The 17321-nt window shown below is 48.4% G+C and carries 13 protein-coding genes; 9 read left to right on the top strand and 4 right to left on the bottom strand.

Features of this window, described 5'->3' with window-relative positions:
- Positions 1–80: 80 nt before the first annotated feature.
- Positions 81–2537 (bottom strand): phosphoenolpyruvate synthase, encoded by a 2457-nt coding sequence (gene ppsA / locus BUF15_RS06330; protein ID WP_073612614.1) that lies wholly within the window; start codon positions 2535–2537, stop codon positions 81–83.
- A 326-nt stretch (positions 2538–2863) separates the two neighbouring features.
- Here ppsA and BUF15_RS06325 point away from each other — a divergent pair, with 326 nt between their 5' ends.
- The 7 genes from BUF15_RS06325 (at position 2864) to BUF15_RS06295 (ending at position 12559) form a co-directional block, all read left to right on the top strand.
- Positions 2864–4588 carry a phosphohexomutase domain-containing protein gene (locus BUF15_RS06325; RefSeq protein WP_073612613.1) on the top strand — a complete coding sequence of 575 codons (1725 nt, stop codon included), beginning with the start codon at positions 2864–2866 and terminating at the stop codon, positions 4586–4588.
- 231 nt (positions 4589–4819) lie between these two features.
- Positions 4820–5659 carry a Fe-S cluster assembly protein NifU gene (nifU, locus tag BUF15_RS06320; RefSeq protein ID WP_073612612.1) on the top strand — a complete coding sequence of 280 codons (840 nt, stop codon included), beginning with the start codon at positions 4820–4822 and terminating at the stop codon, positions 5657–5659.
- A 2-nt stretch (positions 5660–5661) separates the two neighbouring features.
- A complete protein-coding gene (gene nifS, locus BUF15_RS06315; RefSeq protein ID WP_073612639.1) occupies positions 5662–6840 on the top strand; it encodes a cysteine desulfurase NifS in 1179 nt (392 codons plus the stop codon).
- Between the two features lie 2 nt (positions 6841–6842).
- A complete protein-coding gene (locus BUF15_RS06310) occupies positions 6843–7769 on the top strand; it encodes an FAD-dependent thymidylate synthase (protein WP_073612611.1) in 927 nt (308 codons plus the stop codon).
- Between the two features lie 310 nt (positions 7770–8079).
- Positions 8080–10332, top strand: a complete 2253-nt coding sequence (gene pilB, locus BUF15_RS06305) for a type IV-A pilus assembly ATPase PilB (RefSeq protein WP_073612610.1) — start codon at positions 8080–8082, stop codon at positions 10330–10332.
- A 113-nt stretch (positions 10333–10445) separates the two neighbouring features.
- Positions 10446–11399, top strand: coding sequence for a mitochondrial fission ELM1 family protein (locus BUF15_RS06300; protein WP_073612609.1), 954 nt, complete (start codon positions 10446–10448; stop codon positions 11397–11399).
- Entirely contained in the window at positions 11396–12559 is a 1164-nt protein-coding gene (locus tag BUF15_RS06295) for a glycosyltransferase family 4 protein (protein WP_073612608.1), read from the top strand. The genes BUF15_RS06300 and BUF15_RS06295 overlap by 4 nt, the downstream gene beginning before the upstream one ends.
- A gap of 39 nt (positions 12560–12598) precedes the next feature.
- Here the strand turns inward: BUF15_RS06295 and BUF15_RS06290 are convergent, their stop codons facing one another.
- The 3 genes from BUF15_RS06290 to glgB are packed head-to-tail and all read right to left on the bottom strand — an operon-like array spanning position 12599 to position 15728.
- Positions 12599–13252, bottom strand: coding sequence for a DUF4126 domain-containing protein (locus tag BUF15_RS06290; RefSeq protein WP_073612607.1), 654 nt, complete (start codon positions 13250–13252; stop codon positions 12599–12601).
- Positions 13253–13305: 53 nt separating this feature from the next.
- Positions 13306–13491 (bottom strand): hypothetical protein, encoded by a 186-nt coding sequence (locus BUF15_RS06285; protein ID WP_073612606.1) that lies wholly within the window; start codon positions 13489–13491, stop codon positions 13306–13308.
- 32 nt (positions 13492–13523) lie between these two features.
- Positions 13524–15728 carry a 1,4-alpha-glucan branching protein GlgB gene (gene glgB / locus BUF15_RS06280; protein ID WP_073612605.1) on the bottom strand — a complete coding sequence of 735 codons (2205 nt, stop codon included), beginning with the start codon at positions 15726–15728 and terminating at the stop codon, positions 13524–13526.
- Between the two features lie 442 nt (positions 15729–16170).
- On the opposite strand from glgB, the gene BUF15_RS06275 reads away from it, so the two are divergent.
- Complete coding sequence (locus BUF15_RS06275) at positions 16171–16746, top strand: YqgE/AlgH family protein (protein ID WP_073612604.1); 576 nt, start codon at positions 16171–16173, stop codon at positions 16744–16746.
- Positions 16747–16895: 149 nt separating this feature from the next.
- Positions 16896–17297: a YkgJ family cysteine cluster protein gene (locus tag BUF15_RS06270; RefSeq protein ID WP_073612603.1), complete on the top strand. Its 402-nt coding sequence runs from the start codon at positions 16896–16898 to the stop codon at positions 17295–17297.
- Positions 17298–17321 lie beyond the last annotated feature (24 nt).

The raw sequence follows: 17321 nt of genomic DNA, 5'->3' as shown, positions 1-17321 counted from the left end.
TCCACAGCCTGAAGTGTTTGGAATGAAATATGACGTGCGAAGATAGAAGATACAATCTTCGCACGTTATATTGGAGTGGCTTAGATTTTTAAGATTCCGAGTTCCTTTTCGCGTTCACAGACCAGCAGCTTTGTTTTTACCGCGGTGTCAGGGATGAGGCTCATGGAATCAATACCGCAATCCACCAGGAAAAGAGCGAATTCAGGGTAGTCAGAAGGTGCCTGGCCGCAGATGCCGATCTTTTTGCCGCGACGCTTGGCGGTTTCAATGACCATTTTCACCATTGTCTTAATTGCTTCGTTGCGTTCGTCGAAAATATGCGCTACCAGATCGGAGTCTCGATCAAGTCCAAGGGTCAGCTGGGTGAGGTCATTGGAGCCGATGGAAAAACCGTCGAAAATGTCGCAGAAGGCGTCAGCAGAGATGACGTTAGACGGTATCTCGCACATCACATAGACTTCAAGACCATTTTCACCCTGGACCAGACCGAATTTTTTCATGGTTTCGATAACCATGCGTCCTTCTTTCGGGGTGCGGCAGAAGGGCACCATCAGCTTGATATTGGTAAGACCCATATCATTGCGTGCCTTTAGCAAGCCCTTGCATTCAAGTTCAAAAGCATTGATGTACTTTTCGTCGTAATATCTTGATGCACCACGCCAACCGATCATGGGGTTCGATTCCACGGGCTCGTAGAATTTGCCGCCAACGAGATTGGCGTATTCGTTAGACTTGAAATCGGAGAGGCGAACGATGACGTCTCGCGGGTAAAATCCAGCGGCAATCCGGCCGACGCCTTCAGCAATTTTATCTATGAAAAATTGGCGTTTGTCATGGGGGTAGGCTGTGGTTTTTTCCTCAATCTGCTGGACAACCTCGCCTGCAGCGCTGTCTCCCGCTGCTGCTTTTTCGATAAGCGACTCGAAATTGTAGAGCGCCAGTGGATGAATGCCGATGTGGGCGTTGATTATAAACTCTTCGCGGGCAAGGCCAACTCCGTCGTTTGGTACCTGGCATTCGAAGAAGGCTTTTTCCGGTATGCCCACATTGAGCATGATTTTGGTTCTGGTTTCAGGAATCTTATCAAGGTTTGTCGTGTTGATAGAGAAATCGAGCAATCCATCATACACATGACCGGTTTCTCCATCAGCGCAGCTTACAGTGACGTTCTGGCCGGTGACGACGTTTTCTGTGCCGTTCTCCGTACCAATGAGACAAGGAATGCCGAGCTCACGAGAAATAATGGCTGCGTGGCAGGTTCTGCCGCCACGGTTCGTGACAATGCCGGCAGCCTTTTTCATGACAGGCTCCCAGTCCGGATCGGTCATATCGGTGATGAGTACCTCGCCAGCCTTAAAATCATGAATGCCCGCTACCGTTTTGATGACCCGGGCCGACCCCTTGCCGATTTTGGCGCCGACCGCCTGGCCTGAAGCGAGAATTGTACCGTGTTCTTTTAAAATATACGTTTCTGTGATATTTCTAGAAGCCTGTGAGTGAACGGTTTCCGGGCGGGCCTGGACTACAAACAGCCTGCCGGTTCCAACATGTTCTCCGTCACCATCCTTGGCCCATTCGATATCCATGTTACGGCCGTAATGTTCTTCGATAAGAAGCGCCCAGCGTGCAAGCTGGAGGATATCGTCGTCTTCAAGGATGTATCTGCCACGTTCGGCGGCAGTTGTGGAGATGTTCACCACTGTTTCTTCTGCATCGGCGGCCTCATTGTAGATCATCTTGATCTCTTTGGTGCCGACACGTTTGGAAACGATGGGCCGTTTTCCTTCACGCAGGGTCGGTTTGAAGACATAGAATTCGTCGGGGGATACTGCACCTTGTACGACGTTTTCACCAAGTCCCCAGGAACCGGTTATATAGACCACGTTCTCAAAGCCTGATTCTGTATCGAGAGTAAAGAGTACACCTGAGCAGGCCCCATCTGATCGCACCATCTTTTGGACAACGATGGAGAGATAGACATCAAACTGGCTGTATCCCTTGTCGTGCCTGTACGAGATTGCGCGATCGGTAAAGAGGCTGGCAAAGCACTGTCTGCAGTAATCGAGAACAGCCTTTGAGCCGCGAATATTGAGATAGGTGTCCTGCTGGCCAGCAAAAGATGCATCAGGCAGATCCTCTGCAGTTGCCGATGAGCGGATGGCGACGTCGACGTTCTCGCCGTATTCCTGCTCCATCTTGGCGTATCCAGTGATGATTGCTTCACGAAGATCATCCGGGAATTCAGCTTGAAGAATGACTTCTCGTACTTTCTTGCCACGTTCCTGGAGATTGCGAAGGTCGTGGGTGTCAAGGTCAGCCAGTATTTCAGAGACTTTTTTGTCGATGCCGGTGGTCTTGATGAGATGTTTATAGGCATAGGCGGTGATCGCAAAGCCATGGGGAATGTTGACACCTTTTGAGGTGAGGTGGCGGTACATTTCACCAAGTGAGGCATTTTTCCCGCCAACAAGCGGGACATCGTCAATGGAAATATCATCGAACCAGAGTATATACTCTGTTGCGTGTTGACTGCTCATTCCTCTGTGTCTCCTGAAATTGTTAGATGAAACGCACGGACCTGTGCGCTTGGGTGAAGTGATATGCTAATTGATATTGCTGATTACTGTTGCTGGTCGATAACAGGCTTCCGGCAGGAAATATAGGGACTGTTACTCTGATCAGAAAATTTGTATAATGATACAAATTTGATTTATGCATGTCAAGATCCGAGAGTGGATACGTAGAGAAAAAAGCTGTACATCCAAACTGTTCTGACGTAATGAATTGACATGTTTCTTCATAAAGTATTTTTTTAACGAAAAGAGCCCGGGCCGGGCATGAGAGCAAATCATGGAGGTTCTGCATGGCTATGAATGATGAAATACAAGCACTGTTTTCTCAGTATATAATCGCTGGCGATCACGCTGCGAGTGACTATTTTCCGCTGGTTAAAGAGCTGGTCAAAAAAAAGAATGAGAGCGGTGAATCGCGCTGGCAAAAGGCAATAGATACTGTCTATGACCTCGTAGAAGATGAAATACGGACCAATGTCCGGCCACCTACCGAAACCGTCAAGTTTGGGACCTCTGGCTGGCGTGGTCAGCTCGGTAAGGATATTTTTGTTCGTTCTGTTGCCTGCGTAACAGCTGCAATAGTAGAGATGTATGCAACTGCGGACGATAGCCTTTTTAGACTATTAGGGGTGGCATCTTGTGACGAGGCGAAAAAGCGCGGCTGTGTGGTGGGTCACGACAACAGATTTGCTGGTCATCTGTTGACGACGGTAGTCTGTAAGGTGCTAAGCGATGCAGGGTTTACCGTGTATTATGCAGGAGAATCTACCACTGGGGTTCTTTCCGCTGCCGTGCTTGAGTTAGGTGCTGCTTTCTCAGTCAATCTTACGCCATCTCATAATCCTCTTGAATATGGCGGGTATAAATTCAACGCCGCCGATGCAGGCCCTGCCGCAGAAGAAGTTACCGGGACAATAACGAGGCTTGCCCGGGAAATTGTCGATAGCAACTATAATTTTGATTACTCGTCGATTGCTGGAGTTGAACCTGAAACTTTTTCTGGAGTCACCGTGTTTGATTCACTGGCGACCTGGCAGAGTCTGGTACGGAAAAACAGGGCGGTTCATAATCTTGATTTGGATGCTATCATGGCTTCTTTTGCCGACAGCAATGATATGGTCGTTGTCGTGGATTCAGTACATGGTGCTTCACGACTGCATATGCCGAAGTTGTTGCCAGAGATCGATCGATGCATCCTTTTGCGCAATACAGCCGATGTGACTTTTGGCGGAATAGCTCCAGAGCCATCATCTGTTAACATGAAGAAGGTGCAAGAGGTGCTTGCTGCACGTAAGGAAAAGCTGAAACTGGGTGCCATTATTGATCCTGATGGTGACCGAATAAGGTTTTCCGATGGTGCGTGCGAAATCAGCATGAACCAGTTTGGTGCCATGGCCTATCATTTTCTGGTGGTCTATAAAAAGAAAAAAGGGATGGTGGCTAAAACCGTGGCAACATCCAACATGGCTAACTGTCTGGCCAGGGCCTTTGGTGAGGAGTTGTTTGAACCAAAGGTTGGCTTTAAGGAATTCAAGCCGGTTATTGGAAGGGCCCTGGTTATATTCGAGGAGTCAGACGGTATTTCCATAATTGGCCATACACCTGAAAAGGATGCCTATATAGGCTTGTTGCTTGCCCTCGATATGGTGATCACGACCGGTATGTCCCTGGGACGCTATCGTGATATGATCGAAAAAGAATACGGTGCTTATTACCCTGACCGGGACGGAATTACAGTCAGCGTCAAAGGGCCTGAACTGCTCGCTAAACTGAACGAACTTGAAAAATACGGAGTTGACAGTCAGCTTATGGTTGGTTCAGAACAGAAGACTATCAAAGAAGTCATTACCATAGATGGCCGGAAGATGATTTTCGAAGACGGTTCGTGGCTGATGGTACGGCCTTCGGGCACGGAACCGAAGGTGCGGTTTTACGTTGAGTCACGTACTGAAAGCGGGACTAACGATCTGGTCGCTACCGCGCGAGGGTTGTTGCAGCAAATAGGTCTTGTCTGAAAAAGGTCGGTCATACGGGCTGACAAGAGAGTAAGGGTTGCCGAAAAACACTGTTGCTTTTTGGCTTTGACGTATTATTGTCAGTTTCGTAAAAAGCTGCGAAAACTATCGATTCAGGTTCTCGCACTGAGCTGTATGCGCCGATCTTGAATTATGTTAAAACTACCATCTATCCATTGGCGATGCCAACAGTTGGCCTCGTGATGGGGAATTGTTTTTGAGGAGTCATCAATGTGGGAATATACCGATAAGGTTCAGGAGCATTTTCTGAATCCGAGAAATGTTGGAGAAGTTGAAAATGCCAGTGGAACCGGCGATGTAGGATCGCTGGCTTGTGGTGACGCTCTCAAGCTGACCATTAAGGTCGATGAAAAGGGAATCATTACCGAGGCAAAATTCAAAACCTTCGGGTGTGCCAGTGCCATAGCCTCTTCGTCTGCTCTGACTGAGATGGTGAAAGGGATGTCTCTGGAAGAGGCCGAGAAGATTACCAATGAGGACATAGCCGATTTCTTGGGTGGACTTCCCAAGGAGAAAATGCACTGTTCGGTTATGGGCCGTGAAGCTCTTGAAGCTGCTATAGCAGATTACCGTGGACTGGTTCTGCCTATGGCTGAAGGTGAAGTTATTTGCGAATGTTTCGGCGTGACCGATCTTGAGGTGCGCCGGGCAATTCAGGAGTCGAATCTTCGCTCTGTGGAAGAAATCACCAACTTCACCAAAGCCGGTGGCGGCTGTGGAAAATGCGAAGACAAGCTGCGTGCAATCCTGCAGGAGGTAGTGAGCGGAACCGTGTTGTCTCCGGTCCAATTTCCGAAACCGCGAAGGATGACGGCACTCCAGAAAATCAAGAAAATTGAAGAAGTCCTTGAACGCGAGGTTCGGCCAGGGCTCAGAAAGGATGGCGGTGATATTGAGCTGATTGATGTCGATGGTGATTTCGTTACCGTGTCTCTTCGCGGTGCATGTAAGAGCTGTGCTAAATCCCAGACGACCATTAAGGAATACGTTGAAGCCAAGCTCCGTGAACTGGTGCTGGAAACCCTGATTGTGGAGGAAGCCAACTCATGAGCATGGTAAAGGAAAATGTTGTCTATATGGACAACAATGCAACAACGCGGGTAGCACCTGAAGTCGTGAGCGAAATGATGCCCTATCTCACCGACTTTTACGGCAATCCGTCAAGCATGCATACTTTTGGCGGTCAGGTTGGGCAGGCCTTGAAAACCGCAAGAAAGCGAGTAGCCGACCTGCTTGGTGCTGATCCAGAAGAGATAACCTTTACCAGCTGTGGCACGGAAAGTGATTCCACTGCAATCCTCTCTGCTCTCCAGGCCTATCCTGATAAACGGCACATTATCACTACCCGGGTAGAGCATCCGGCTGTGAAGAACCTCTGCGATACCCTGGACACATTGACCGGACATAAACACCGGATTACCCGTCTCAAGGTCGACCCGGAGGGCATGCTGAATCTTGAAGAGTATGAGGCCGCACTTTCCGAAGATACTGCCATTGTCAGTGTGATGTGGGCAAATAACGAGACAGGAGTAATATTCCCCATTGCCGAGATGGCTAGGATGGCCAAGGAGCGGGGGATACTGTTTCATACCGACGCGGTGCAGGCGGTTGGTAAGATCCCCATCAACCTGAAAGAACTGGATGTGGATTTTCTCTCTCTGTCCGGGCATAAATTGCACGCACCCAAAGGCGTGGGAGTGCTGTATGTGAAGCGTGGGACAATTTTCACGCCATTTCTTACCGGCGGGCACCAGGAGCGCGGGCGCCGTGGTGGTACAGAGAACGTTGCTTCCATCGTCGGCCTTGGCCAGGCTTGCCTGCTTGTTGCCGAGAAAATGACAGAAGAGAATACTCGTGTCAAGATGCTGAGAGACAAGCTTGAAGATGGGCTTCTGGCCACAGTTCCGAAATCCCTTCTCAACGGACATAAGACTGAGCGTTTGCCCAACACCTGTAATATCAGTTTCGAGTATGTTGAAGGTGAAGCGATACTCCTGCACATGAATAAGCACAATATTTGTGCCTCTTCCGGTTCAGCTTGCACATCAGGCTCGCTTGAACCTTCACATGTGCTGCGAGCCATGGGTGTGCCGTTTACTGCCGCGCATGGTTCCATCCGTTTTTCACTTAGCATCTATAATACAGAGGAAGAGATCGATTTTGTGCTGGAAAAAATGCCGGCCATCATCGAATCATTACGACAAATGTCGCCCTTCTGGCCAGGAGATTGAGAATGCTTATTGTTGAACCGTCATTTGAGATTCAGGATGAGCTGGACCGTCAACCAATAGCTGTACGGATCGAGTCGTGTGGTCGAATCTGCTATAAAAGCGAGGATAAGATCACGGAAGAATCAGCTGTTCCATTCGTGACGAAAATTGCTGCCCACGGCCACAACTCTGTACTTGAGATGGCGGTTGCAACATATCGCGTGAACTGCAGCCCCGAAGAAGCTCTTGAGTTTTATGCATGCCAGCCCAAATATTTTGTAACAGACTCAATGAACGATGGCTTGCTGGTAACAGGCTCAATCCGTGCTTTTCGGGAGATGTTTAGTCATTGTGCAGATAACCAGGTGGTTAGCAGTCTGGTTCTCGATCTGGCCGGGAGATATCCTTTTCTGTTCCTAGGAATCTATGACCCAGAGAACCCATCCGATACGCATTCCTCTATAGGCGTCGAGAAGCTGAGCCTTTTACAGGTTGAAGACTTACCTGCACCGCTTCTGGCACGACATAGATTTGTCGGGGTCAAGTTTGTTGTCAACAGGGCGGTGACCCATGAATTGGTTCGGCATCGCCCCTGTTCCTTTCTTCAGGAAAGTCAGCGCTATTGTCGTTACAGCCAGGACAAATTTGGCAATCAGGTGACGTTCGTCAAGCCTGTCTTTTTCACAGAAGATTCGAGTGAATTTGTTCTTTGGAAAAAGGCTATGGAAGATACAGAGAAGCTGTATCTGAAATTACTGGAGACATCCACGCCTCAGGCGGCACGAACGGTCCTTCCCAATTCCTGCAAAACCGAAATTATCACCTACTGCAATCTGGCGGAATGGAAACATATCTTTCTTTTACGCACTTCCGCAGCGGCTGAGCCTTCCATGCGGGAGATCATGATTCCCCTGGAAAAGGAAATGAAAAAGAGATATCCGATTCTGTGATGCCGAACAGGATTACTGTACTATAAGTTGTGAAGAGTAAAGTGAATCCCGGTCCTGCAGCTATTGCTGGATCGGGATTTTTTGTCTAAATTGTTGGCGATTATTGGTTAGATGTAAGAATTTGTGTTACAAGACAGAAGTGGCTTGTAGGTTCACTGATAAGAATCCCTGATTTGTAATAATTTTTATTCAGTTACATACTGTTTGCTGATATTATGTTGTATTGTCTGGTAATGGAATTAATTGCAGGTTATCGAACGCGCCTGTTTGTTCGCTTCATCTTTCATCATGTTTGCAGGTAGCACACTCTATGGCAGCTCAATCAAATACGCTTTCACGGAAGGCTACGACTCGTAAAACAGTCAAAGACCAATCCGGTGCCGGAAAAATCAAAATCGGCGAACTTCTCAGTAAGGCCGGATATATTACACCGTCTCAGCTAGAGGTTGCCAAAAAAGAATTGCAGAAAAGCGGCGGATTGTTGAGTGCGATTCTTCGTCGGCTTGACTATATCGATGACGACACTGTTTTTAACTTCCTGAGTCGCCAGCACAACTATACACCTGTTGTCATCAAGAATGAGCCGCCCTCAAAAGATGTCCTGAAAATTGTCAGCTACGAGACAGCCAAAAAGTACATGGCATTTCCTCTTCGTATGGCGGGCAACACCCTCCAGATTACCATGGTCGAACCTTCAGACTCAATGGCGGTTGAGGAACTTCAGGATGAAATTGGCAAGGATCTATCGGTCTGCGTATCGACCCTTAAAGATGTTATTGAAGCATACCAGGCCCATTATCATATCTCCGAAGAGGAAGCCCGCTCCTTTTTCACTGACAAAGAGGAAGCGGATGATGATCTTGAAGTTACTCAGGTAGACGATTTTGGTTCTATCGTTGCCGAAGCTGCAGACGATTTTGAGATCGAAAGTGATGATGATGAGGGGTATGGCGAAACGTTTGCTGCTTCGGACGCGCCTATCATCAAGCTTGTTAACGGTATTCTTATCAAGGCCGTTCAGGATGGCGTTTCCGATATCCATGTAGAGCCTTATGAAAAGAACATGCAGGTCCGTTATCGTAAGGATGGCTCTCTGTTCAAATCGATGAACCTGCCGCTCAATATCAAGAATGCCCTGGTGGCCCGCTTAAAAATTTTAGCGGGACTTGATATTACTGAACGGCGCGTACCCCAGGATGGCCGTATCAAAATGCGCATGGGACGAAACCGTTCCGTTGACTTTCGCGTGTCATCGTTGCCTACACTTTTTGGTGAATCGGTCGTTTTACGTATTTTGGACAAGGGTTCGCTTAATGTCGATCTGACCCAACTTGGTTTTGAACGTCATACCTTTGAGATGCTAAAGCGCTGTCTCAACAGACCGCAGGGCCTTTTACTGGTCACCGGCCCGACCGGTTCTGGAAAGACTGTTACTCTCTACTCTGCTTTGAACTCACTTAACAGTGAGGATATCAAAATTTTGACCGCTGAGGATCCGGTTGAGTTCAACTTTAAGGGGATTAATCAGGTCAATGTCAACACCGAGGTTGGCATGACCTTTGCCGCCGCCCTGAAGGCTTTCTTGCGGCAGGATCCCGATATAATCATGGTTGGTGAGATTCGAGATATGGAGACCGCGGAAATCGCCATCAAGGCGGCCATGACCGGTCACCTGGTTTTCTCCACCCTCCATACAAACGATAGTGCCGCAACCATTGGTCGTCTGGTCGATATTGGTATTCCACCGTTTATGATTGCATCCTCGGTCACCATGGTTCTTGCCCAGCGACTTGGTCGACGATTGTGCAAATCATGTAAGAAAGTGGTGACCTACGAGAAAGATGAACTGCTCTCCTTTGGATTCAGGGAAGATGAGTTGGATTCTCTTACCATTTACGGTCCTGCCGGCTGCCAGGAGTGCAGCGGCCTTGGTTATAAGGGACGTGTCGGTTTTTTTGAGCTTATGGAGGTTACCGATGAGGTATCAAAAGCTATAAGTGCCGAGGTACCGGAAGATCAGTTGCGGAAAATTTCCATTCAGGAAGGCATGACGCCTCTCCGTGAAGCGGCTCTTTTGAAAGTTCGGCAGGGTGTAACCAGTATTGATGAGGCTCTGCGGCGTACTGTAGCCCACAAGGAGAGCCTACCGGCCTATCTGCTCAACCCAGATGTCGAGAACTACGAAGATGGAGATGTGGTTATTCGTGAAGGGAATACTGACAAGGATTTCTTTAAGCTTATTCGCGGGGCATTGACGGTTATCAAAGGTGGCAAGAAGATAGCCGAATTGACGGAGCCAGGTGAGTATTTCGGCGAAATGGCCTCGATCTCAGGTGAGCAGCGTACCGCAACGATCATCTCGCAGGGACGTTCGACCGTCAAACGCTTTCCCGGCGATAAAATCGAAGAGGTCATTGACAAATATCCAGAGGTTGCAGGTCATCTTTTCAAAACCATGACCGGGAGACTAAAGAAATCCAACCAGATTATCGTGAAACTTGCTGGTGGAGGAGCCGTTGCCAAGAAGCCGCCGCCACCTCCAATCCCGCCTCGCCGACCTTAATGCGTTGAGGAACGTGTCATCAGTTTATCTCGTAGGCAGTGTGGGGAACTTCCACACTGCCTCTCTGTTTTTCCCGGCCATGAAAAATTTCGAACCAAACCGATCAAGCTAAAATGAACATCACCGTACTTCTCGAGGGTCGAGCCGGCCATGAAAAACAGAGTCTGGCCATTGTCCGAGAACTGCAGATGTTGACCGACGTCAATGTCCAGCAGATAAAGCTGCCGGCGACAAGTGTTTTGGGCCGCCTTGCTGAATTTTTCAACATTGTGTTCAGTGGTGGTAATGCTCTGGGTTGTTCAGCTAAAGATACTGATCTTTTTTTGGGAACAGGTTCAAGGACGCACCTTGCACTCATTGCCTGTAAAAATAAGTATCGAAAACCAATTGTTACATGCATGGCTCCAGAACCGTTTCTTCGTCGCTGGTTTGATCTCTGCTGTGTTCCCCGCCATGACGGCATGTCACCTGCTAAAAATATATTCTTCACTGATGGTCCACCAGTTCTTTCCAGTCCTGAACTTTCCAGGGATCCATTCAAAGGATTGATTCTGGTAGGGGGAGTTGATGACCGTAGTCATCAGTGGCAGGGGGAAGATATCGTAAATACAATAGAAAAGATAGTTTCCGATAATCAGGATGTTCGCTGGAGTGTTTCCTCTTCGCCACGTACTCCTGAGGCAACCGTTGACCTACTGAAGCAAAGAGCAGTATCTCTCGATAATTTTCAAGTTTTCCCTTTTCAAGAAACGCCGAGGGGTTGGGTTGAAGAGCAGTATGCTCAATCGACCTATACCTGGGTGACCGCAGATTCAGTTTCCATGGTTTACGAGGCTGTTACTGCAGGTTGCCGGGTTGGCGTTTTGCCGGTGAAATGGAATAACCCCAATAATAAATTTCAGAAAAGTTTAGATTACCTCCATGAGCGAAAATTGATCGCTATGTATGACAACGAGGGACAAAACAGTCTTGATGAGTGTGATTCAGGTAATTTCAATGAGGCCAGGCGGTGCGCACTTGAAATCCTTAACAGGTTTTTTCCTCGGGTATTAAGGCAAGGTATATGAACGACATCAAAAGCACAGCTGAAAGTCAACGGCAGATAACTGTCATGCAGATGCTGCCTGAACTCGACGGTGGCGGTGTTGAGCGTGGAACCCTTGAGGTCGCAAGGTATCTTGTTAAACATGGGCATCGTTCTCTTGTCGTTTCCGGGGGCGGCAGGCTGGTTTCCCAGCTTGAGAGCGAGGGTAGTATTCATATCAGAATGGAAACTGGTCAAAAATCCCCTTCCAGTTTGAAACACATTCTTCCGCTTAGGCGTCTGATGCAACAAGAACATGTAGATATACTACATCTTCGTTCCCGAATGCCCGCCTGGATCGGATATCTCGCATGGAAAATGCTCCCAAAGCACCAGCGTCCGGTATTGATGACTACCTTTCATGGGTTGTATTCCGTGAACGCATACAGTGCCATTATGACAAAAGGGGCTGCAGTGATTGCTGTATCCGATGCGGTGAAGTCCCATATTAGGGAACGATATGGGCGCACTGACAATGTAATTACCATCCATAGAGGCGTTGATGGTGAGACTTTTGCTCCTGAAAAAATTTCAAGCAATCAGCTGGAAATGATGAGAGAACAGTGGGGCCTTGATGGGGACAAAATCTGTATCATGCTACCTGGAAGATTCACACGCTGGAAAGGCCAGGAGGTGTTTTTGAAAAGCCTTGGGGTTTTAAAAAATACCAACTATCAGGCTATATTGGTCGGCGACCCTCAAGAACACCAAAGCTATGCCGCTGAACTCGAGAGAATAATCCAGAGCAACAACCTTCAGGATAAGGTCAAGATGGTTGGACATTGCGCAGATATGGCAACGGCGTATTTGCTTTCTGACATTGTTGTCTCCGCTTCTTCAAGTCAGCCGGAGGCGTTCGGGCGGGTTTCTATCGAGGCGATGGCAATGGGGAAACCCGTTATCGCCACAGCTCATGGCGGTAGTCTGGAGACGGTGGTGGACGGAGAGACGGGCTGGCTGGTGAAGCCGGGAGATGCAGATGATATGGCACAGGCAATTGACAAGGCTTTGTCTCTTTCACCAGATGAACGGGCAGCGATGGGAAGAAGAGGTTATCAACGGGTCATGACCTCTTTCACCACCGAAGCGATGTGCTCTGCCACGCTATCCCTCTACAGGAAAATGTTGTTGGAAAAAGGGTGATGGTCCGAAGTTGCGCCAATATCCTTTTACCATTTTGTATCAGCTGCCAAGCCGCGGTGGCGGGCCGTGAAAGGAAGGCGGCTGATTGTCCTTTACAAAGATACCCCTTACTTTTCGAAAGATGAGTACCATACCCCGCCAGATTTTTGGGAGCATCCAGATAGACAAGATCAGGAACACCACGAAAGCGACAAGAAACGCGATCGGGTAATGGAGTGCAGCCCAGAGTCCACCAAGGACTGCCACATCTTCAGTGACCGATGCGGCCCAGTTGCTGAAGGGCTCGGGGGACGTGTTGATCAGCACCCGAGATCCTGCTTTTATCATATGGCTGGTGGCGGAAACCGTCCCGCCGAGTATTCCGGCAGCAACTGCGAGAGCCGGGCTGACATCGCCAACAGCGCCGGCTGCCAGTATAACGCCGGCCGGAATACGGATAAATGAATGAATAGCGTCCCATCCGGTGTCGATACCGGGTGTTTTGTCCGCAAAAAACTCTACGCAATACATAACACAGGCAGAAATGATCACCAGTGGATCCTGCAGGACCAGGAGTGTCTCCGGCAAGACGATATTGCCGGAATTGCCGAGCAGGCCAAGCATGGCGATAGTGGCGTACAGATTGATGCCACTGGCCCAGGCAACACCCATGGTCAAGGAGATCGTGGCAATGATTTGTTGGTAGGCATCCATAAGGTTCTCTCTTTCTATTAGCCGGCTATCGTAAAACGGTTGGACTGTCTGTTTCAGCAGTTATTAAGATGTCGCTGGAGAAATTCGCATTCCAACGGCGACAGGTCAAATTTACGGGTAACCGTGTCAAGCAGATCTCCTGTAGTTTTCTCGGGCCACTGTCGCTTCAGTTCGCAGAAAGCGTCAATGGCTTTTCGCATTTTGTCGCCGGGTAATTCTGTAACATGTTGTTTTGTCATAACTCAATTTCCTTTATCTTTACAAAATTTTATTAACCAGCAGGCTTCAGGATAAGGCAAGCAAGCGGCGGTATCGTCAGTCGGGTGTGAAAACCTGCTTGGGCATATGGTTCGGCAATAGGGCGAAACACATTTTGTTCACTGGTGTTTGCTCCACCATAGATCGAGTAATCAGAGCAGAACACTTCCCCATATTTCTGTCCGGTCGGCAGGCCGATCTTGTAATCAAAATAGGTTTCCGGAGTAAAGTTGAGAATGCAGACAAGATGGTCGTTTTTATTTTTTGCGTAACGAACGAACGAGATGATCGAATTGCTACGGTCCTCAAAGTCCATCCATTGGAAACCTTCTGGTGAGAAATCCTCTTCCCAAAGTGAGGGATTGGCGGTGTAAAACTGGTTGAGGTCGGCGACAAAAGTGTGTATCTGGCCGTGCATTTCATTCTCGTCAAACAGGTGCCAGTCCAGGCTCTGCTTGCAGTTCCACTCCCGCCATTGACCGAACTCTGCTCCCATGAATAAAAGCTTTTTACCGGGATGGGTCCACATGAACATGAGCAGCAAGCGAAGGTTGGCGAATTTCTGCCACATGTCACCGGGCATTTTGTCCAGAAGTGATCGTTTACCGTGCACCACTTCATCGTGGGAGAGTGGAAGAATGAAATTCTCGGAGAAGGCGTACATTATAGAGAATGTCAGACTGTTATGATGATATTTTCGAAATATCGGCTCCTTGGCAAAATAATTGAGGATGTCGTTCATCCAACCCATGTTCCATTTAAAACCGAAACCCAGTCCACCATTGCTGGTTGGTTTGGATACCCCGTAAAAACTGGTAGATTCCTCAGCTATCATCAGAGTGTTCGGATGAAGATCGTATATGACAGAGTTGGCATGACGGGTAAATTCAATAGCTTCCAGATTTTCCCGACCGCCATAGCAGTTGGGAATCCATTCACCATCTTTTCTGGAATAATCGAGATAGAGCATTGACGCAACTGCATCGACCCGCAACCCGTCGATATGGTATTTGTCTAGCCAGAACAGGGCGCTGGCGATGAGGTAGTTGCTGACTTCCCGGCGGCCATAATTATAAATAAAGGTTCCCCAGTCAGGATGTGCTCCTTTGCGTGGGTCTTCATGTTCATACAGAGCCGTACCGTCAAAACGGGCGAGACTGTGCGCATCCATGGGGAAGTGAGCCGGCACCCAGTCGAGGATGACACCGATGGCATGCTGGTGACAGAGGTCGACGAAATACATAAACTCCTGCGGCGTCCCATAACGACTGGTGACGCTGAAAGGTCCGGTGACCTGATAGCCCCATGATTCATCAAGCGGATGTTCCATGATCGGCATCAACTCAATATGGGTGAAGCCCAACTCTTTGACATAGGGGACGAGCTGGTCGGCCAGTTCAACAAATGTCAGAAACCGTTCAGGGTCTGATGGATCTCTTTTCCAGGAACCAGGGTGAAATTCATAGATGGAGATCGGTTTGTCATAGGGTGACGTCTGGTGTTTATGCTCCTGCCAGGCAGAATCGTTCCACTGGAATCCGCCTAAATAGTTGACGATGGAGGCGGTGCGTGGTCGAACTTCGCCCTGAAACTGAACAGGATCCGATTTTTCGAGAAAGGCTCCATCGCTGGTACGAATTCGATATTTGTAAAGCTCACCTTCAACGATACCGGGTAAGAAAAGTTCCCAGATGCCAGAACTGCCGAGTGATCGCATGGGATGAATCCTTCCATCCCAACCATTGAAATTGCCAATAATGGAAATTGCGGAAGCGCTGGGGGCCCAAACCCGAAAGATAGTGCCGGCGATATTGGAAAGCGTAGCCTGATGCGCACCGAGATGATCATAGAGTCGGTAATTGGTGCCAAAGTTGAAAAGATACCGATCGGTTTCTTCCAGCTGAGGCAAAAATCTATACGGGTCATTAATGGTCTGCACAAAACCGCTATAATATTGTATGGCAAACTGGTATGTATACGGATCAAGGTTCGGATCGACGAACCATTGCCGGTCAAGTTCAACGATAAAAAGTCCGGCCTCATGGGATCTTGTCATGGGCTGTTCTTTCCCACCGCTTAACAGGGTGACCGATGCTGCATGTGGCTGAAATGTTCTGATTGTCACCAGGTCATTGTCGTCTTCATCAAAATGGACCCCAAGAAATTGGAATGGATCATGATGAGAGGCAGAGGCAATTTTTTCAAGATGTTCGTTCATGATAACCTTTTCCCGGCAAGGGGATTCGGAAGAATATCATACAGGTTGAACCTGCGTAACAGACTATTATAGGGTCACAGTTGCTTGATCAGGATCTGTATCTTTTTGATAACGTGTTGAAAGTATTTCCTCTATAGTAGATACTTATGCCTGTTTTGTCATGCTAATCTGACAATTTTCTATGAGGAACCAGAAAAGTACGATCGCTCTTTAGAACCTATTGTTTGAGCCGAAGTGTCTGAGAAGATATCACAATTTTACAATTGAGACTTCTACCCCCCACTAGCCGGGAACCCTGACCAATGTTTTTAGCGCCGTTGCGAGGACAACACTGCTTGACGCCGGCGAGATTCCTTTGATAGACTGGAATAGAACAGGAGAGAGGATATCCTCTATGCGCACATGCAATTCGTTTGGCGTATATCCACACATGGAGGGGACCATGACGCAACCAAAAGCACCCATCATTGAAAGCCTTACCGGCTCTTTTCTGGTCTCGACGCCGCAAATGCCTGATCCGCGCTTTGAGGAACAGGTGATTTACATCTGCGCTCACAGCAACGAGGGGGCAATGGGGCTTGCTATAAATAAGCCTAACCTCTCATTTTCATTAGCTGAAGTGCTAAAAGGCGCAGATCTTCCGGTGCCCTTTGGTGAGTTGCCGCCAATATACATCGGTGGCCCTGTGGAACTGGAATCGGCATTTATACTGTACCGGTCAGATTATAAAACAGAATATCAACTTGAGGTGAGCCCCACCGTTTCACTTTCCCGAGAGACTAAAGTACTGCAGGATATTGCCGAAGGACATGGCCCTGAAAAATATCTCTTTCTCCTCGGTTATACCGGCTGGGGGCCGGGGCAGTTGGAGCGCGAACTGGTTGAGGATGGCTGGCTTACTGTTCCAGCAGATGACCATATTATTTTTGAGCTGGCGGACGATCTGAAATGGAAGGCAGCTGCAATGCAGTTTGGTATCGACATTGCCACCTTTGGTGATGTGATCGGTTACGCATAGCCGCAAGTGATGATGGAATACGGAATTAAGGGCGCATCCTTGTTTTCAGGGAATGCGCCTTTTTCTTTTGCATCAACAGCTATTCTGTGTACATTCCCTGATGATTAACAATCCATGGATATGGATATTTTGAACAACTGGAGTTGGGAATGAAGGAAACAGAGAAGATATTTCACTGCACCCGTTGCGGCTATTGCTGTCATGGTCAAACGACCGTTTCACTCGATACTGATGATCAGGAACGGATGTGCAGAGCGCTTGCTCTTCCTCGAGAGGAAGTTGCCGCCAGGTACTGGCGGATAACCGGCAATGTCGTGCAGATGAAAGTGATTGAAGGTCATTGCATTTTTTATAATGAAGGTTGCACCGTTCATAACGGCCGACCCTGGCGCTGTGCTGAATGGCCGCTGCACCCCTCTATTCTCACAGATGAAAGTAATTTTTCCGCCATCGCAGATTCTTGCCCGGGTATAAAGAAAGAAGTGGGCTATGATGAATTTTGTATTGTTTTGCGTAAGATACTCGCTGACAATCAACGTGCCCGATGCTGAGTTGACGTCAGCCGGTACTTGCTT

Origin of the sequence: Desulfopila aestuarii DSM 18488, from assembly GCF_900143695.1 — a bacterium.
GTDB classification, from domain to species: domain Bacteria; phylum Desulfobacterota; class Desulfobulbia; order Desulfobulbales; family Desulfocapsaceae; genus Desulfopila; species Desulfopila aestuarii.
The sequence above is the reverse complement of the archived record's forward strand: the minus strand, read 5'-3'. Positions and strand labels throughout refer to the sequence as shown.